General features: G+C 45.6%; 14 protein-coding genes. 8 read left to right on the top strand and 6 right to left on the bottom strand.

What is annotated here, in order from left to right; translation table 11 throughout:
- Positions 1 to 132 precede the first annotated feature (132 nt).
- Together serS and K1X61_11790 are read left to right on the top strand one after the other, a co-directional pair.
- Positions 133 to 1,404: a serine--tRNA ligase gene (gene serS, locus K1X61_11795; protein MBX7109321.1), complete on the top strand. Its 1,272-nt coding sequence runs from the start codon at positions 133 to 135 to the stop codon at positions 1,402 to 1,404.
- A 230-nt stretch (positions 1,405 to 1,634) separates the two neighbouring features.
- Positions 1,635 to 3,209 (top strand): T9SS type A sorting domain-containing protein, encoded by a 1,575-nt coding sequence (locus K1X61_11790; GenBank protein MBX7109320.1) that lies wholly within the window; start codon positions 1,635 to 1,637, stop codon positions 3,207 to 3,209.
- A gap of 307 nt (positions 3,210 to 3,516) precedes the next feature.
- On the opposite strand, the gene K1X61_11785 is transcribed toward K1X61_11790, so the two are convergent.
- From K1X61_11785 to K1X61_11765, 5 genes are all read right to left on the bottom strand, one after another.
- Entirely contained in the window at positions 3,517 to 3,795 is a 279-nt protein-coding gene (locus K1X61_11785) for a hypothetical protein (protein MBX7109319.1), read from the bottom strand.
- A gap of 214 nt (positions 3,796 to 4,009) precedes the next feature.
- Entirely contained in the window at positions 4,010 to 4,297 is a 288-nt protein-coding gene (locus K1X61_11780; GenBank protein MBX7109318.1) for a hypothetical protein, read from the bottom strand.
- A 46-nt stretch (positions 4,298 to 4,343) separates the two neighbouring features.
- Complete coding sequence (locus K1X61_11775) at positions 4,344 to 4,697, bottom strand: hypothetical protein (GenBank protein MBX7109317.1); 354 nt, start codon at positions 4,695 to 4,697, stop codon at positions 4,344 to 4,346.
- Between the two features lie 46 nt (positions 4,698 to 4,743).
- On the bottom strand, positions 4,744 to 6,414 hold the full coding sequence (locus K1X61_11770) for a PspC domain-containing protein (protein MBX7109316.1): 1,671 nt from the start codon (positions 6,412 to 6,414) through the stop codon (positions 4,744 to 4,746).
- The gene (locus K1X61_11765; GenBank protein ID MBX7109315.1) at positions 6,407 to 6,787 is read right to left on the bottom strand and encodes a PadR family transcriptional regulator; all 381 of its coding nucleotides are present in this window, start codon (positions 6,785 to 6,787) and stop codon (positions 6,407 to 6,409) included. Before K1X61_11765 ends, K1X61_11770 begins: the two co-directional genes overlap by 8 nt.
- 422 nt (positions 6,788 to 7,209) lie before the next feature.
- On the opposite strand from K1X61_11765, the gene K1X61_11760 reads away from it, so the two are divergent.
- The 5 genes from K1X61_11760 (at position 7,210) to K1X61_11740 (ending at position 16,083) form a co-directional block, all read left to right on the top strand.
- Positions 7,210 to 9,795: an adenosylcobalamin-dependent ribonucleoside-diphosphate reductase gene (locus K1X61_11760; protein ID MBX7109314.1), complete on the top strand. Its 2,586-nt coding sequence runs from the start codon at positions 7,210 to 7,212 to the stop codon at positions 9,793 to 9,795.
- 846 nt (positions 9,796 to 10,641) lie between these two features.
- Positions 10,642 to 12,432 carry an arylsulfatase gene (locus tag K1X61_11755; protein ID MBX7109313.1) on the top strand — a complete coding sequence of 597 codons (1,791 nt, stop codon included), beginning with the start codon at positions 10,642 to 10,644 and terminating at the stop codon, positions 12,430 to 12,432.
- Positions 12,433 to 12,445: 13 nt separating this feature from the next.
- On the top strand, positions 12,446 to 13,447 hold the full coding sequence (locus K1X61_11750) for a transporter (GenBank protein MBX7109312.1): 1,002 nt from the start codon (positions 12,446 to 12,448) through the stop codon (positions 13,445 to 13,447).
- A gap of 174 nt (positions 13,448 to 13,621) precedes the next feature.
- A complete protein-coding gene (locus K1X61_11745) occupies positions 13,622 to 15,064 on the top strand; it encodes a DUF2252 domain-containing protein (GenBank protein ID MBX7109311.1) in 1,443 nt (480 codons plus the stop codon).
- A 230-nt stretch (positions 15,065 to 15,294) separates the two neighbouring features.
- Positions 15,295 to 16,083, top strand: a complete 789-nt coding sequence (locus K1X61_11740) for a hypothetical protein (protein MBX7109310.1) — start codon at positions 15,295 to 15,297, stop codon at positions 16,081 to 16,083.
- Positions 16,084 to 16,171: 88 nt separating this feature from the next.
- On the opposite strand, the gene K1X61_11735 is transcribed toward K1X61_11740, so the two are convergent.
- Positions 16,172 to 16,345: a hypothetical protein gene (locus K1X61_11735; protein ID MBX7109309.1), complete on the bottom strand. Its 174-nt coding sequence runs from the start codon at positions 16,343 to 16,345 to the stop codon at positions 16,172 to 16,174.
- A 458-nt stretch (positions 16,346 to 16,803) separates the two neighbouring features.
- On the opposite strand from K1X61_11735, the gene K1X61_11730 reads away from it, so the two are divergent.
- A complete protein-coding gene (locus tag K1X61_11730) occupies positions 16,804 to 18,366 on the top strand; it encodes a T9SS type A sorting domain-containing protein (GenBank protein ID MBX7109308.1) in 1,563 nt (520 codons plus the stop codon).
- The last annotated feature ends 426 nt before the right edge of the window (positions 18,367 to 18,792 follow it).

The raw sequence follows: 18,792 nt of genomic DNA, 5'->3' as shown, positions 1-18,792 counted from the left end.
TTCGCAATAGCTGCATATATTCTCACTCCGCTCCTTCAGCAATATTCTAATAGCCATGAACATCGCCGCCATGATACCCTTTGCCAGTCTGATCTTAACCCTGTAGTACTATCTTTACGGAAAAAATACTGCATGCTTACCCTTCAATATCTCAGGAGTAATTCAGCATCGGCCATTCAGCGCCTTGCAAAAAAACATTTCGATGCAAAGGATATCATCGGGAAAATTATCTCCCTCGATGCCGACCGCAGGCAAACGCAGGCGCAGTTAGATCAGTTACTGGGACAATCCAATGCACTATCGAAAGAAATAGGGCAGTTATTCTCACAGGGCAAAAAGGAAGCTGCAGAAGAAAAGCGCACCCTTTCCATTCAATACCGCGATGATGCAAAAAAACTGGAAGAGAAACTGAAAGCAACGGAAGATCAGTTGCAGCAATTGCTTGTCCGGCTTCCCAACTTACCGAATGAACTGGTGCCGGAAGGAAAAACACCGGAAGATAATGTGGTTGTCCGCGAAGGCGGCATGATGCCGGTATTGCCTGAAGATGCAAAACCACATTGGGAGCTGGCTTCAAAATATGACATCATCGATTTTGAAACAGGAAACAAAGTGACCGGTGCGGGATTTCCCTTTTATAAAGGCAAGGGTGCAAAACTGCAGCGTGCGCTGATTTCCTTTTTCCTTGACAATGCCATGGCTGCCGGCTATACTGAATATCAGCCGCCACTGCTGGTGAATGCCGACACCGGCTTTGGCACCGGTCAATTGCCTGATAAAGACGGTCAGATGTACTTCGTCAGTGAAGATGGATTTTACCTGATACCTACCGCAGAAGTTCCTGTTACAAATATCTACCGCGACATGTTGGTGAAGGAAGAACAGCTGCCCATTAAGATGACTGCTTACTCTCAATGTTTCCGGCGCGAAGCAGGATCCTATGGCAAAGATGTACGCGGCCTGAACCGGTTGCATCAGTTTGATAAGGTGGAAATTGTCCGCATCAATCATCCGGAAACTTCTTATGCGGCATTGGATGAAATGGTTGCACATGTAGAGGGGCTGGTAAAAAAATTGGAACTGCCTTACCGCATATTAAGACTGTGCGGCGGTGACATGAGTTTCGCATCTGCACTCACTTATGATTTTGAAGTGTATTGCGCCGCACAAAAAAAATGGCTTGAAGTGAGCAGCGTTTCCAACTTCGAAACATTTCAGACAAGCCGCATGAAGCTGCGGTTTAAAGACAAGGATGGTAAAATTCAGCTGGCCCACACACTCAATGGCAGCGCACTCGCATTGCCGCGCATCGTTGCTACCCTGCTGGAAAACAACCAGACTGCCGATGGCATTAAAATGCCGGCAGCATTGATTCCATATACCGGATGGCAATTGATTGACTGAAACGTAGACAGATTATTATGATGGTCCTTATGAAGGCAATTCAACCTGATGTCTCCTGTGTGCCTCCGGCGTTGCGTTGCTGTTCTTCATTTGCATGATCATTGATTTCTGCTCAACATATTGATAGCAGGAAGGAATGCTACTGATATTTTTTTGAACGATCGCTTTGCAAATCATAATTAAAATTATCCTACATTAGTTGAATGAATTAAATCCTAAAACCACTACACATGAAAAGACCATTACTATCTGTTGTCATAATTCTTGCTGTTCTGCTGTTTGCAAAACCCTCTTCGGCACAGCGCTATTTTGAAGAAGTATTTTCCTCCACCACTTTTACCGGTCCTGTTGTGTATGGACAAAACTATGGTGTGCTGACAGGTGTGCCTGCCTTACAGCCATTGGTGATGGATGTTTATCAGCCTGATGGTGATACAGCACAAGCACGTCCACTGGTGATTTACCTTCATACCGGCAGCTTTCTTCCCTTATTGATCAATGGTACTGCAACTGGCGATCGTCACGACAGTGCCACAGTAGAAATGTGCAAACAGTTTGCCCGCCGTGGCTATGTTGCCGCTTCCATGGATTACCGGTTGGGATGGAATCCGGTTGGTGCCACACAGGATATCCGTACCGGCACTTTGCTCATGGCTGTGTATCGTTCGATACAGGATGCTAAAACTTGCGTACGCTATTTTAAGATGGATGCAAAAGTGCAGGGCAATACTTATAAAGTTGACACCAACAGAATCATGCTCGTGGGCCAGGGTTCAGGTGGTTACGTCTGCCTGGCTTATGCAACACTCGACAAAACAGCTGAAATTCAATTGTTGAAGTTTATTGCCGCCGAGACGGATTTGAGTTACGGATTTGTTGCAGGCCAGCCTTATGTAAACCAGGCGCTCTGGGGTGACTATGATGGCCTTGGCGGATTGACAGGATTTAACCAACCCAACTGGCCACAATACGGGAACGATGTGAATATGGTAGTGAACATGGGTGGCGCTATTGGCGATTCCAGCTGGCTGGAAGCCGGAGACGTTCCAATGGTTTGTTTTCATGTTACCAATGATCCGTTTGCGCCGTATGGAAATGGTAATGTAATCGTTCCTACAACGGGGCAATTTGTGGTATATGTCAGTGGCAGCCGCGAAGTAGTCCGCATGGCCAATCAGTTCGGAAACAACGATGTCTTCGATATTCCTTACAACGATCCTTATACCACCCGCGCCAACCAGGTGAATGAAGGGTTTGAAGGGTTGTTCCCATTCATCCTGCCGGATCCTTCCATCATCATTCCGGGCAATCCTTTCCATGGGCAGGCCGGACCATGGGAATGGTGGGATTCCATCGCCCTGCAAACGGTAGCACCTGCATACGGAGTGCCTGCAGCAAATGTGGCCGTGATTTATCAAAATGCTTTTCTCACCAATCCTGACGCATCAAAAGCAAAAGGTCTCGCTTACATTGATTCGATACAGGGATACCTTGCACCAAGGGTAGTGCAGTCTATGCAGCTGCCCGGCTTCATCAGCGGTGTTCAGACACCCGATGTTTTCGCTTCGGATGTGAAGATGTTCCCTAATCCGGCCGTTACCTCTTTTGTATTGCAACTGGATGATCCCAGGCTAAAAATCAGTTATGTTCGGCTCTATGATATGGCAGGACGCCTCGTGGCGGATGTTAAAAATATCAATAGCGCACAGGTTAGCATCAACCGCGAAGGATTGGTGAACGGACTTTACCTCGTGAAAATCGGATTGGATAACAAGGAAATTCAGGGCAAACTGCTGTTTGAATAAGTAAAGAATAATGACCGGAACAAAAGTAAAATGGTTGATCCACCAGGGTCAACCGTTTTTTTTTGTATTGTAACCTGCATTTGCATGTCAACACACAAAAGGGTTGAAGTCCGGCCGAAAATTTTCAAATGTTTGTGCGTCTTTTTTTTCCTGCAATGCAGAATGCATGCAGGATTTTTAGATTGCAGAGCACGCTAAGCGTTATCCCGTCATCGGGCATTGCTTCAACGCTTTCTTTTGTATTGCTTCAAAAAAAATCCCCCCGTAAATTCCGGGAGGATCCTTTCATCTGCCATGAGCAGCTGATCTATTTTGGAGCGCCGCCGTCAACAAAAGCGAGCGTGGCTTTGAGCATATTGGCATCGTTAATATTAAATCCGGATGCCTGTTTATTCGTGCTTTTTTCCGGCGTTTTGGGAGTAGCTTCCTGCTCATTGTCCTTCTTCTTCTGATCTGACGAAGACGGCACTGTTCTTACCCTCATGCAAACAGCTGTTTCGCGGCTGCTCAGGAATGCCGGTTGATTTACCCTGGCTAAAACGGCAGTGAAAAGGGCCGTGAGAAAAAGTAATTTGGCTATTTTCATAATTGCATTTTCTTGTAGACGCATTATAACGGAGAAAAGTTACAGTTATTAAATAAAGCGGCACTAAAATTAACTATATATTAACTATTTAACCACTGTTTTTTGAAAGGTTTAATTCATCAATGGAGCTGTGACCATAATTTGCTGTCCATCTTTGGTTTGAAAAGGAAGGCGGGCTCTTCCTTTCCCGCCTTCACCCCAGGCAATCGCAGTGTCACCGGCTTCCCGTTTCACGGGATTTGGCGTCTGCGATCGATTCTTTTTCCATCCTTCGTAATGCCAGCCTGTCGTCAATAATCGCTGCAATGAAAAGGATAGGTTTCATCACGGAAATATCTTCTGTCTCTCTTTGCAGCCTGTCAAGCGTTCCGGCATCTGTTTCCATCGCCGATGTAACGGCTGCTTCCACCGGTTTATTTTTGAGATTCCCGTTATGCTTATCCTGTGAAAAGGCCATGGCGGATAAGAAGAGTGATATGGCTAAAAAGACTATCGTTTTCATGTTTTGTTGTGTTAGATGCTGAATGAAATGTTGCAGCGGTTTTGTTCTACTTGTTTTTCACCCCCTTCACTGCGGCTTGCGCTTTTGCAGCAATCACCTGCAACGCTTCCACGGGAATGCTTTCCGTTTCATGCTGCATTAGGGTCATTGACGCATGTAAATCACTTTCCACAGCTACTTTCCTTTGCACCTGCTCATGCACGGCCTTTGCTGTATGTGTAAGCATACTTTCACTTTCCGCCTGCAGCTGATCTAAAAGCAATTGCTGACTTTGAACGGCTGATGTGCTGACCTGCTCTACTGCGGGGCAACAATTTGCGGAACGATCCATTGAATCGGCATAAACTGTCTGCAGGCCGAGTACCAGGAGAGCGGTTAGAAGGATGGTTATTGTTTTCATGATCTTACTTTATTAGGGATGAAAAATGCTGTTGACTACAATGATTTTAAAGGGTCTTGATTTCAATTCCGCCAGAGTCGATTTTAATCTTCTGCTCTGTATGTGTTTCTCCATCTTTGTCGCTGATTCCCGGGCATTGGTTACACTCCAATCCATCTTTCGTCATTTTCCACTCATGTCCCAGCATATCCCAGTCCCAGGTGTCTGTAACATTTGATACATCATCCAGCATGCCTTCGAGCGATTTATCCAGCACCACCGATTTACCGACCGGTAATTTCAAAACCATCTTCACATGCTGTCCGCGGAATTTGGAAGCAATACTCAGGTTGAAATATTTTGGGAACAGGATCACCGAATCATTCACCCGGTAATTGTAATGAATGTCATCAGCGAGTTGCTTTGCTTCATCATAGGTCTTGCCACGTGAATAAAGCGTGGAAACCAGGTAAACAGAATCATTCTCGCTCTGTTCGATGTCAAGATGTACCATCCGGTTCATTACGGAGTCGGCACTTGCATCAAGGATGAAAAGGTCTCCGAACTGAATGGCTTCATCCTGTCTGAATGCATCATCCCATTGTCCCGTATTTGATCTGAGCACCAGCGGGCCGGTTGCGACGCTGCTGATTTTAATACTCTGTTTAATCGTAGCTGAGCGCTGATATTCACTTGCGATTCTGATGCCGGTCAGAATACATATCGCAATACCTACCAGCCACAGGCCGGCCATGACGGCACCAATCATGCGCAGGTTCAGCTTCACTTTGAAAAGAATTTTCAACCCGTTCAACAACAACAGCGTGAAAGGAATACCAATAGCCAGGATGCCTCCGATAACCAGCCACCATAATTGAGAATTGGTAAGCACCATATTGGTGATCTCATGAGGTACGGCAAAACTGAAGACACCAATCCCGCTGAAAATGGCTATGGTTAAGCCAACCAGAACGGCGATGCTGAAGATGGTAATGACAAGACCGAATACGCCGGCGATAAATTTCCCGAATGCTCTTAAAACGTCACCGATAAAATCACCAACTTTCTGCGATGATGATCTCACGCGGTGCTTCATTTCATCCGAGGAAAGTTCACCGGCTAAGACCTCCCCCCGCTTCTTCAGGCTTTCCATTTCTTCCCGTACATTTTTTTCTATCGTGGCAATATTCACGCGCTCCCCGCGCATGAGCAATTTGTCGGAAGTGGTTTTTGCTTCCGGGATGATGAACCACAGGATGATATACAGTAATATGCCGGTACCGGCAAAAATGACGGATAACCCGAATACCAGGCGCAGGTAAATCGGGTCAATATCAAAGTAAGCACTGATGCCGGAACATACACCACCCAGTACTTTGTCATCCGGATTGCGGAAGAACCGTTTGCGGCCGTTTTCATAATAGATGGTTTGATCGGGTTGCGGAGCACTCTTTTGGTTTTGTTCCTCCTCCTCGTTGCCGGAAAGTTCTTCCGGTTTACCCATGGCCAGAATCACCTGTTCCACATCAGTTGCCATGATTACTTTACTGGCATCGGCATTGCGCTCGGTAAACATTTCAGCCAGCCGGCTTTCGATGTCGGCAATGATTTCTTCTTTGCCTTGCGTGGTGGAGAAATGAGCTTTGAGTTTCTCCAGGTATTTTTTCAACAGCTCGTATGCATTTTCATCAATGTGAAATACTATTCCACTGAGGTTGATGGTTACGGTTTTATTCATTGTTTGATTCGATTTGAGTTGTTTGAGAAGATGGGGTTGTTTCAGTCTTTTGGGTGGTGAGGTCTACGGCGAGCACCAACTCATCCCAGGTTTTTCTGAGCTCTTCGAGGAATTTTTCCCCGAGCCCGGTGAGCTTGTAGTATTTCCTGGGTGGTCCCGATTTTGATTCAACCCATTGGTAGCTGAGATAGCCGTCGTTTTTCAGACGGGTGAGCAGTGGATACAGCGTTCCTTCCACCACGATCAGTTTAGCCCTCTTCATGCGGTTAAGTATCTCCGAAGCATAGCACTCTTCATCATTGCCTATGATGGAAAGAATGCAAAACTCGAGGATGCCTTTTCGCATTTGGGCTTGTGTGTTCTCGATGTTCATGGTATTAACTTGTTTTTGACATAGCAAAGATATATGCAGTATTCAGTATTTTGTATCACATAGTACCATTTATTTTTGAAAAATGCATTTAACTAATTGATTTTCAAAGAATAAAAATTTAGTACTTGGTTATAAAAAGTACTAAAATTAGACAAAAATCAATATTCATCGCTGATCATCATTGCTGTATTTTCACCAGTATATATAGAATATCAATAATATTCTCATAGATGGCTTATCCACTTTTCTTCAGGTAATAAGTGGGCTAAATGCTTTAATAAAGTGTGAAGAACTGCTTGCAGCAATTTCATAGTTAAACGCTGATGCTGTTAACAGTGTGTGTATAAAATTCAAGGCCGGCAAATCATGTTTGATCTACTTTCGTGTCCCCTATTTTTTCCAACCACTAAAGCGAATACTATATGTCAGCAACCCTCACCTTGAACAAAGGAGAAAACATTATCACCGGCACTGTTTATTCCTATGATGAAGTACTGCATGCAGCCATTGAATATTTCCATGGCGATGAACTCGCCGCTACCACGTGGATGAATAAATATGCAGTGAAGGATGCAAAAGGTCATTACTATGAACTGACACCGGATGACATGCACCGGAGGATGGCGCGTGAGTTTGGAAAAATGGAAATGCTGTTTGCAGAAAAGTATCAGGCCGGCGCGGCAGCAGCACACCTGTCTGCCTATGGAAAAAAACGCGAACTGCTCAGTGAGGATAAAATCTATGAATACTTCCGGCGCTTCAGCTACATTATTCCACAGGGCAGTGTGATGGGCGTTTTAGGTAATCAAACCATGGTAGCATCACTGAGCAACTGCGTGGTATTACCTGAAATTTATGATTCCTACGGTGGTATATTCTTTACTGATCAGCAGCTTGCACAATTGTTTAAACGCCGCTGCGGAGTGGGAATTGATATTTCCAGCATCCGTCCTGCCGGCGCACCTGTGTTGAATGCCGCCGGAACAACCACCGGAGCCGTTTCATTCATGGAACGATTCTCCAATACTACCCGCGAAGTGGCACAGCATGGCCGTCGTGGTGCGCTGATGATTACCATGGATATCACGCATCCCGATGTGGAATATTTTATCACAGCCAAGCAGGATCTTGCAAAGATCACCGGCGCCAATGTTTCTGTAAGGCTGAGTGATGAATTTATGCATGCAGTTGCTGAAGACGGCGACTTCACACATCGCTGGCCGATCGATGCACCGAATCCAAAATACACAAAGACTGTACGTGCCCGCGAGCTTTGGGAAACCATCATCACCTGCGCACATAAAACGGCGGAACCCGGATTGATTTTCTGGGACCGGCAGCACAAGTATTCCACTTCCTCCGTTTATCCCGGTTATAAAAATGTCTCCACCAATCCCTGCAGCGAAATCGCCATGCAGGGCGGAGACAGCTGCCGTTTGATTGCGCTCAATCTTTTTTCATTTGTAGAAAATCCGTTTACGCCGCAGGCAAGTTTCAATTATAAAAAGCTGTATGAAGTTACGTATGAAGCACAACGGCTGAGCGATGATTTAGTGGAACTGGAATTACAACACATAGACCGCATCCTTGAAAAAGTAGCCAGCGATCCCGAACCGGATTACATTAAAGACGTGGAAATACGCACGTGGAAATTGTTGCAGGAACAGGGAAGAAAGGGCCGCCGCACTGGTTTGGGATTTACTGCACTCGGAGATGCGATTGCCGCACTGGGCCTGCCCTTTGATTCAGCACCTGCATTGAAAGTTATTGATGAAATGCAGAAGACCAAATGTATGGCTGAATTTGACAGCTCAGTGGATATGTCCATTGAACGCGGTTCATTTGAGGGATTCAAACCGGAAACAGAAAACACTTCTGAATTCGTGCAGATGCTGCAGCAGGAGATGCCGGAACTCTATGCACGCATGATGCACTTCGGCAGACGGAATATTTCATTGAGTACCGTGGCACCTACCGGCACACTCAGCATCCTGGCGCAAACATCGTCGGGCATTGAACCGGTGTATATGCTCAGCTATAAGCGCCGCCGCAAGGTGAATCCGAATGATAAAAATCAGCGGGTGGATTTTGTAGATGCTATGGGCGATCCCTGGCAGGAGTTTGAAGTGTATCATCCCAAACTCAAAATGTGGATGGAAATTACCGGGCAGAAAGACCTTAAAAAATCTCCTTACTACGGCAGTACTGCACCGGAAATTGACTGGATCAAACGTGTGGAGATTCAAAGCGTGGTGCAGAAATATATCACCCATTCCATTTCTTCCACTATCAATTTACCGAATGATGTATCCGTTGAAAAAGTTGGCGAGATCTACCTGGAAGCATGGAAACACGGGTTGAAAGGCATCACTGTTTACCGCGACGGCTCCCGTTCCGGTGTGTTGATTGCCAATGACGATAAGAGTAAAAAATCGTCTGCTGATGAAGTGCTGACTTCTAATGCACCCAAGCGTCCGAAAGTTTTAGAAGCAGATGTTTTGCGCTTCATGAATGGCAATGAAAAATGGAGTGCCGTAGTGGGTTTGCTGAAAGGAAAACCGTATGAGATATTTACCGGTGTCGTGAATGAAGACTCCATCCTGCTGCCCAACTACGTTGACAAAGGCTGGGTGATCAAAACAAGGCTTGAAGATAAAACCACACGTTACGATTTTCAGTACATTGACCGTGCAGGGTATAAAGTGACGATTGAAGGGCTCTCCCGTTCCTTCGAGCAGGAATTCTGGAATTATGCGAAGCTCATCTCCGGCGTGCTGCGACATGGCATGCCTTTACCGCATGTGATTGACCTTATTGAAAACCTCGACCTGAAGGCCGAATCGCTCAACACCTGGAAAGCCGGCGTTGAACGTGCCCTCAAAAAATATATTGAAGACGGCACCCCGGCCGTTGACAAACAATGCCCTGAATGCGGCGATCTTACAGGACTGGTGTATGAGGAAGGGTGTTTGGTTTGTAAGAGTTGCGGGTCATCTAAATGCGGGTGATTTAGTTTTGTTGGATTAAAAATCCAAAACTCAAGAGGACGGGATTGTAAATCACAAGTGTTCGAAACATCATCAAAGGCTTATCCAGTATACATTACAGCTGTTTTAATGAAGCGTTTTCACCTATTTAAATATTCCTTTGGCATCGTGAATGTGATTTCTTTCAGTGACAAACATACATGAGGATTTTTCGGAACAAGTTCAGACTCGATATCTAGACATTAAAAATGCTTTGGAACTGAAGCCAGTAAAGAGTTTCAAAGGTTTCGAACACCTGTGATTGTAAATCCCGTCCAACAGGGATGAATGCGGAGAGGTGAAAGGCAGGGCTGAGCCGGTACCTGATGTCAGTTTCCGGCCAAAATTCAGATGAGGTGTTTTGTGCATGGAGAGTACCGGATGAAAGCTGCAGCAAAGCCCACAGTAATAGCTGAAGCGCAATGAAACCGGATTTTGCATTCATTACTTTCCGTTTGAAAAAGGTTGAGACGCCTTGCTGATATCCATTTCAATCATCGTTTCACTTTTTCATTTTGTCTTTGCTTTCGGCACATACAAAGTTCGCTGCGAAATCTGAAATTTCAGACTTGCTCTACCGTTCATGGAAAAAGATGACCTTCCGGCCGTCTGAAAATTCGCTTCGCAGGCAGTGAAGACCATCTGAGTAAGATTGGCTTGAACAATGATAAAAATCATCTTCGACTCCATGTCTCTGAATTAATTTGCGACTAGGAAACGGTATTAAGTTGACCAATTAAATTATGATCAATCGCGAACGAGCGTTAAATCTCCTTTTCCTGATTAACAAAAGCCCCCTACCCTCTTGCATTCAAAAATTCACTTAGTATGAAAAAGACTCCTTTAATTGCGACTATATTTTTATTGATTGTACAAGCTGCCCTTGGTCAATCTTCAGCTTCGCAACCGGAAGCGAAGAGACCCAATATCGTAATCATTGTGGCTGATGACATGGGCTACTCAGATATGGGCATGTTTGGCAGCGAGATCAAGACACCCAATCTCGATAAGCTGGCATCATACGGTGTGCGGTTCACCAATTTCTATACCCATGCAAGTTGTTCGCCTTCCCGTTCGATGCTGCTGTCAGGAGTGGATACTCATCTCAATGGTCTCGGCAACATGGACGAATGGACCGCTCCCAACCAGGAGGGAAAACCGGGCTATGAAGGAAATCTCAACAACAATGTTGTCACGATTGCACAGTTATTGAAAGACGCCGGTTATCACACCTACATGGTGGGCAAATGGCACTTGGGAAAATCACCGGATAAAATTCCGGCCGCCCGCGGCTTTGAACGCGATTTCACTCTGCTCGATGGCATGGGAAGTTATTGGGACATGACCAATATGACGGCGCTTGTCCCCAATTCTCTTTTTACTGAAGACGGAAAGTATCTCACCAAACTTCCGAAGCATTACTACGCCACAAAAACCTATACTGACAAGCTCATTGGTTTCATTGATGCAAACCATAATGACGGAAAACCATTCTTTGCTTACGTTTCTCATCAGGCGCCTCACGATCCTTATCACCTCCCGCGCGATTGGCGCGACAGGCATGTAGGGCAATATGATATCGGGTGGGATGTGGTACGGGACCAGCGTTTAAAAAGAGAGAAAGAACTCGGCATCATATCAGACTCGGCCGACCTGGCTGAGCGCATGTGGTTCGTGCCTGATTATTCATTGCTTGCTCCGGCTGCAAGAGCCCTGGTCGGTAGAAAAATGGAACTATATGCCGGACTGGTGGAGAATATGGATTTTCATATCGGTCGCCTCATTGATCACTTAAAAGAAATCGGAGAATTCGATAATACCGTGTTCATTGTTTTCGGCGACAATGGTGCAGAAGGAAATGATCTTGGAGCCATGATTGCCGGCACACCCGGAACACGCGACTATCTCTATTTCGCCAGCAAGTGGTCAAACAACAATCCCAATGCCTGGGGCGATCCGGGATCGTACGTTGGCTATGGCCCGGGTTGGGCACAGGTTTCCATGACGCCCTTCAGCCAGTATAAAGGATGGCTCGGCGAAGGAGGAATACATAATGCGCTTATTGTAAGTGGTCCGGTAGTCAAACGCGATAAGGGCAGCATAAACAATGGACTCATGTCAGTCGCTGACATCATGCCCACGCTTCTGGATATTGCCGGGGCATCGTATCCTAAGACCTATAATGGAAAAGAGTTACCGCCGCTTATCGGTAAATCATGGCTGAAGATGCTATCAAGTGAAGTTCAGTCACCCCGATCACCGCGGGATTACTTAGCGTGGGAGCTTTTCGGCAACCGCGCAGTGAGGCAAGGCGACTGGAAATTACGATGGGAATACAGCCCGCTTGGCAAATCTGACTGGGAACTGCACAATCTCGCCACCGATCCTGCAGAACGGAAAGACCTTGCATCTTCCAATCCTGAAAAAGTAAAAGAGATGATTATGCTGTGGAACGATTATGTGAAGAACAACAATGTCATTCTCCCCGACCGTTCACCGTTCGAAGGGCTTTATGATGTGTTGCCTGCACGGTTCCCCGTAGATGAAGGATACCCGCCACTGGTGAACAAGCGACAGTATGTGCCACCTAAAGAAATGATGGCTGATCCAAAGAAATAAATTGAAAATCGCTATGAAGAAATATTTGTTAAACCTCCGCTCCATCTGTCAAAAGCATCTTGGTTCTATTGCTTTGCTGTTGATCATGGGTTGGAGTGCCACTACCCAAGCGCAGGGAGATGGTCCACGCTTTTATTGGAAAAGTTTGATGGGAACAAACGCCGTTCCGCTGATTGGTTCATCACTTGGCGGAAACGCAAACCCTTTGGATCCTTCGCATTTTGTTATACCGGGATCTGATTTCTCATCCACCATGGCCTCGGCCGGTTATGCGAGGATGATTCCCGTGTTCAAACGCTCGGCCATCGTTTCCATATTGGTTCCGATGGGAAGGATTTCCAGCGACGTTACGCTTAACGGTCAGTACTACAACAACACAGCAAGAGGATACGGAGACCCGATGCTGCAATTCGGGATCAACGTGATCGGTCCAAAAGCTATCATGAACCTTCCGGATATGTTGAGGTACAAACCCAAATTTTCCGTTGACATCATCGGCAGTCTCGCCATACCCATCGGAACCTATGACAATACCACTCCCATCAACATCGGGCAAAACCGTTGGTATGGTCGCATAGGCACGCCTGTTGTCTGGCAAATCGGACCGTGGATTCCCGGCAAGCGAACAACCATCGAGTTTCTTCCTGCCATTTGGCTTTTCGGTGACAACAATGATTTTGTTGGACAGAAAATGGAAACGAAACCAACCTATCAGCTCGAAGGCCATATCACCCGTGATTTTATGGAGCGGCTGTGGGGTTCACTCGATGTCATTTCCTATCTGGGCGGTGCGGCAACCGTGGACACACTCGAAGGTAACGCGCTCAGCAATGTGGGCATAGGCGGAACGATCGGTTATCAGGTTAATGATAACATGATGCTGAGCGTCTCCTACTCCTCAACAGTAAACGATAATGAAGATGAAGACCTGAAGATGGACGGCTTCCGTGTTACGCTTGTTTACGGTTGGCACGAGCTGGTGGAAGGAATGAAACGGCTGAAGGAACATGAGTGAAGCGCTTGACGCTCTTTCATCTCAAACTGCGCACCTATAGCGGCATCAGCGCGATGCTGCTTTATCATATTCCATCCTGCAGAAAAAGGCAGTGAGCAAGATAAGTGTCTTTCATGATTTTGGTCATGCTTCCACTTCATTGGCTGAGCTACTTTAGCTAAAATTCTCTTCATCATGAGAAACTTCATTTATTTACTTCAATCACCTTCTAAAGAATACGAAATGAGTCAGGAACTTTTGCATCATTTTCAAAGCAAACTGCCCGCCATTGAAGAGCGGATAGCAGCCGGCAAAAAACTGCGCGAGAAATTTCCACGCATCAACCAGGGCAATTACAGTCCGGCTCCCGACCGCGCCGATCCTGTTTCCATTCTCGAAGAGCAGGCGAAGACGCGGCTGCAGGAATTGGTGCCGATCCGGTATGCACGCATGCTTACGTCACCGTTTGCTTTCCTGCGCGGCGCAGCGGCCATTATGGCTGCCGATCTCGCAGCAAGTAACAAGACCACCGGCATCACCGTGCAGGCATGCGGCGATATGCACGTGGCCAACTTCGGATTGTTCGCCTCGGCAGAGCGCAATCTTATTTTCGGTATAAATGATTTTGATGAAACACTGCCCGGTCCATGGGAGTGGGATTTGAAACGACTGGTGGCCAGCATCGTGGCTGCCGGAAGATTCTTGGGAGCCGATGATGAATTATGCAAAGACGGCGTGCGGGCTGCCGTGAACTCGTACCGCAAGAGGATGAAGGAATACGCCCACATGGGAAACATGGAATTGCATTACACAACCATTAGTGAAAAGGACATTCTCAAAGCGATGCCCGTTCAGGAAAAGGCCATAAAGAGAATAACGAATAAGGCCCGCACACGCACGCACATGCAGGTGCTGGGTAAGCTCACAGATATTGTAGATGAGAAATACCGCCTGCGCGATGATGCTCCGTTTATCGTGCACCAAACCCACACACAGAGAGGCAAACCGGTAGAAGAAGCCATGGGATTATTGCTTGAATCTTATTTTCAGTCCATCTCTGACGAACGCAAGTCATTGCTTCGCCACTATCGCGTAGTGGATGTGGCCAGGAAAATTGTAGGTGTTGGCAGCGTAGGTACCAGATGCTGGATTATTTTCATGAGCGGCAATCATACGGATGATCCGCTTTTCCTGCAAGTGAAGGAGGCGCAGCATTCCGTGCTGGAGCCATTCCTTCCCAAATCAAACTATTCCAATCAGGGGCAGCGCGTGGTAGCCGGTCAACGGCTCATTCAGGGAGCGCCTGATATTTTTCTCGGATGGGGCGAACAGGAAGGATTTCATTTTTATGTGCGGCAGCTGCGTGACATGAAAGGCGGCATTGACTTCACTCCCGGAAAAGTGATTCTCGAAAACATTCCTGCTTATGGCAAGATTTGCGCCTGGGCACTGGCGCTGGCACATGCCAAGTCAGGTGATGCGGCTATGATTGCAGGGTATGTCGGCAACAGCGATGAACTGGATGAAGCCATGGTGAATTTTGCCGTGGCTTATGCTGATCAAACGGAGAAGGATCATGCTGCCCTTGTTGCAGCGGCCAGGAGCGGAAGGATCAGGGTTGCCGAGAAGGCAGAATAAAAAGGACAAATACAACTGCCCTGCGCGAAGCGTGAAAGAAAAAAAGCAGAAATCAAAGGAAAGAAACTGCGTTTATTCATCGGCAGTCCGATGTTCTTTGATCAGCATTCAACATCAAATGTGCCGTGACGGAAAAGTGAATGAAGAGCCCGCCTGCTTTCCACATTCACTCATAACTGTTGAAGGCGCACAAATTGGTGCAGGTAGCGGAAGGAATTAAACCTGATGACTTGAAAAAACTGCTGATCATATCCCTTCTGGTTATTCAGGCCGCGGGCCTGCGGGCGCAAACTGCGAAAGACTCCGTTTCAGAAACCGCCGGCGATGATCCCTCGCAGTTTTTCACCCGCTTTGAATTCTTTAATGAGATTCAGCACCATACCAATAGCGGAACTGATTTCTACTTCAATCAAACCACGCTGCGCGCTATAGTAAAAATTGGAAAACGGTTTACCACGCGGCTTGATGTTCCTTTCGTTTACAATTCAATCGCAACGGAGAAAGACTATCAGCCATTCGGACTCAGTGATATCTCTTTCCGACTGCTGGGTTACAAAATCAATCAGTCGAAAAGGTCAGCCACCACGGCTTCCATGGAGTTTAACCTGAACACGGCTTCATCACCCGTGCTGGGTACCGGAAAAAACATGCTCATCCCCATGGTGACGTACACCCGGGCGCTTAACCAAAGAGGATTGCTGATGGCTATCGTTTTTCAGGAAGTAATTTCTTTCAGCGGCGATGAAAACCGCGAAGACATCAGCTATTCCAAAATACAACCCATCCTGCTTTACCCGTGGACAAGAAAAATGTGGGCCGTGGTGGCGCCTGAGTTATACCTTGATTACATCAACGGTGGCGCTTCCATGAATCTTGAAGGACGCATCGCTTATGCACCTGCGAAGCGCATCAATGTGTGGCTGCAGGTGGGTGGTGGATTGTTTGGCGATTTCGTTCCGCGTTATCAATGGGGCGGCGAAATCGGCTGCCGCTATTTCCTATTCCGGATACGGCCATGAAGAAGAATGGTGGTTAAATGTTTAGCCCCCTCGTCACGATTTCGTAGGGTTCTGAATGATTTGATCTCGCTTAAGTTGTTAAAGCCAATTAATTATGATAGCTGCCATTGAGTATTGTCACGCCTTCCCGGTTACAGTAATGGAGAGAATCAATCACTACCTCCAACAATTTTTTTCTGGTAAACAAATCAATCCACTGCACAATCTTGGATGTTGCAAAGCAATTGCCTTCAGGAATATCTGCTTTGCTGTTGAATCCCATGGCCGGTGGTTGGAGATTGAAGGCAACTTATTGCGGAATTACAAATTCCGTTTCTTAATCAGTCCCGATTACAAATCATAGGTGATCGAAACCTTAGAAACTCCTTATTGGCTTCAGTTTCAAAGCATTTTTAATGTCTAAATATCGAGTCTGAACCTGTTCCGCAAAATCCTCATGTATGTTTCTCATTGATAGAAATCACATTCACGATGCCAAAGGAATATTTAAATGGGTGAAAACGCTTCATTAAAACAGCTGTAATGTATACTGGATAAGCCTTTGATGATGTTTCGAACACTTGTGATTACAAATCTGGACTATTAGGGTCATCTAAATGCGGGTGATTTAGTTTTGTTGGATTAAAAATCCAAAACTCAAGAGGACGGGATTGTAAATCCCGCCCAACGGGGAATAGAAAGTTGTTGTTATTATTTTTGTTGTTCAATAAATTCCCTCCCGTGCATAACCTGATTGCCACTTCCTTTTTTTCAATCACGCTTCTAATGACATTAAATATTCAAGCGCAACTTGCACCGTCAATAGAATGGCAGAAAACTTTTGGCGGTAGTGGGTATGATCAAGCAAATTCTGTGATTCAAACTTTTGATGGAGGACTTGTTGTTGCAGGTTATGTAAGATCCAATGATGGAGATGTGACGGGAAATCATGGAGGCTGCTTGATTGACTATTGGATTATTAAACTTGATATGAACGGAAACCTTCTGTGGAAAAGAATATATGGTGGTAGTAATTGTGAGTCGGCTCATCAGATAATTCAAACGAGTGATAGTGGTTTCGCTGCTGTTGGTTATGCTTCTTCGATAGATGGTGATGTAACAAGTAATCATGGTAGTTCTGATATATGGGTTACGCGCTTGGATATAAATGGTAACCTGATTTGGCAAAAATGTTTGGGAGGATCGGAGACTGAACTTGGATATTCAATTATTGAAACTTCAGATGACGGATTCGTTGTCTCCGGAATTTCCGAATCTAATGACGGCGATGTTTCAGCAAACTATGGTTACTGGGATTGCTGGTTTGTTAAGATAAGTTTGATCGGTGATATTGAGTGGGCAAAACCTGCCGGGGGATCAAACATCGATTACTCGGTGTCGATCTTAAAGTCTTTAAGTGGCGGATATATTTCTGCATGCACATCCTCATCCACAGATTACGATGTTACATCTAATCATGGGTACGATGACTTTTGGTTAGTGAACCTCGATACTGCTGGCAATATTAGTTGGCAAAAATCAATTGGAGGATCAGGCGGAGACAGTGATGTTGGAATGTGTTATTCAATTGATAGTGGTTATGTCATTGTTGGACAATCAAGTTCCAATGATGGTGATGTTTCCGGAAATCATGGAAGCATTGACGTTTGGATTGCGAAGACAAATAAGGAAGGAGTGTTGCTCTGGCAAAAAAGTATTGGTGGAACAGGCATTGATGAGATTGGAAATTCTGTTGCTCGTACAAATGATGGCGGCTATATCATTTCAGGTCATTCAGATTCTAGTGATGGAGACTTTTCAGGTAATCATGGCGACATTGATATGGTTATTGTTAAGGTTAATCAAAATGGAAATATCGAATGGCAAAAGGTATTAGGTGGTTCTTTAGCTGATGAGGCTTATTCAATTCTTCAGACAAATGATGGCGGCTACATTGCCGTAGGTCGTACTGCGTCAAATGATGGCGATGTAACATTGAACAATGGTGAAAGCGATTGGTGGATAGTAAAACTATCTCCAGAGGTCGGTATTGAAGAGCATTCACAAAATTTTGAACCGGAAGTTTCACCAAATCCTTTTGCAACATCTACATCAATTACATTGAGTAACAGTCAAAATTTCCAACTTGAATTGTATGATCTCTTTGGAAACAAAGTTTTATCTAAGGAAGGCAAATCACAAAAAATATTTCTTGAAAGAGGGAATCTTTCATCAGGAATTTATTTCTACCAATTGATTGTAAATAACCGTTCAATTAACTTAGGGAAATTGGTCATTCAATAAACCCGTTGGTTCTGTTTGGTGTCAGTGTCCGTGGCTGTTGCACAACATGTTTTGCGAATTGATTTTAAGAAAGATATTTTATAAAGCATTACTTATCGCATTTTAGGACTATAATTAAAATGATAACTATTGTGCGCTCACTAGTGCAAGTCTTTGAAGAGCCATAAGTCAAGGAAGACTTGTGCGGGTATCAAAGATATTCGTAAGCATCCTGCAAACCATGTACTCTCGCTACAAGCAATCTTAAGGCATCTTTTAAGCTAAGCCAGACTGGTGCGCTTCATATAAATCGCTCGCTACCTATTTTTTACGAATCCTTTTGGTCCGGCACAGGGTTTGGCTTACACCTATGGCCCCGCTTAGACCTGCGCCAGCGAAGGCTCGTGCGATGCACACAACGAAGCCTTAGTTGTTATAGCGCCTTTT

The sequence above is a fragment of the Chitinophagales bacterium genome (assembly GCA_019694975.1).
GTDB lineage: Bacteria > Bacteroidota > Bacteroidia > Chitinophagales > UBA10324 > JACCZZ01.
The sequence above is the reverse complement of the archived record's forward strand: the minus strand, read 5'-3'. Positions and strand labels throughout refer to the sequence as shown.

Coding starts and splice junctions, on each gene's coding strand:
- K1X61_11770 (MBX7109316.1), bottom strand. CDS start 6,414: ATGAATAAAACCGTAACCATCAACCTCAGTGGAATAGTATTTCACATT.
- K1X61_11745 (MBX7109311.1), top strand. CDS start 13,622: ATGAGAAACTTCATTTATTTACTTCAATCACCTTCTAAAGAATACGAA.
- K1X61_11735 (MBX7109309.1), bottom strand. CDS start 16,345: ATGGGATTCAACAGCAAAGCAGATATTCCTGAAGGCAATTGCTTTGCA.
- K1X61_11750 (MBX7109312.1), top strand. CDS start 12,446: ATGAAGAAATATTTGTTAAACCTCCGCTCCATCTGTCAAAAGCATCTT.
- K1X61_11775 (MBX7109317.1), bottom strand. CDS start 4,697: ATGAAAACAATAACCATCCTTCTAACCGCTCTCCTGGTACTCGGCCTG.
- serS (MBX7109321.1), top strand. CDS start 133: ATGCTTACCCTTCAATATCTCAGGAGTAATTCAGCATCGGCCATTCAG.
- K1X61_11785 (MBX7109319.1), bottom strand. CDS start 3,795: ATGAAAATAGCCAAATTACTTTTTCTCACGGCCCTTTTCACTGCCGTT.
- K1X61_11765 (MBX7109315.1), bottom strand. CDS start 6,787: ATGAACATCGAGAACACACAAGCCCAAATGCGAAAAGGCATCCTCGAG.
- K1X61_11760 (MBX7109314.1), top strand. CDS start 7,210: ATGTCAGCAACCCTCACCTTGAACAAAGGAGAAAACATTATCACCGGC.
- K1X61_11780 (MBX7109318.1), bottom strand. CDS start 4,297: ATGAAAACGATAGTCTTTTTAGCCATATCACTCTTCTTATCCGCCATG.
- K1X61_11790 (MBX7109320.1), top strand. CDS start 1,635: ATGAAAAGACCATTACTATCTGTTGTCATAATTCTTGCTGTTCTGCTG.
- K1X61_11755 (MBX7109313.1), top strand. CDS start 10,642: ATGAAAAAGACTCCTTTAATTGCGACTATATTTTTATTGATTGTACAA.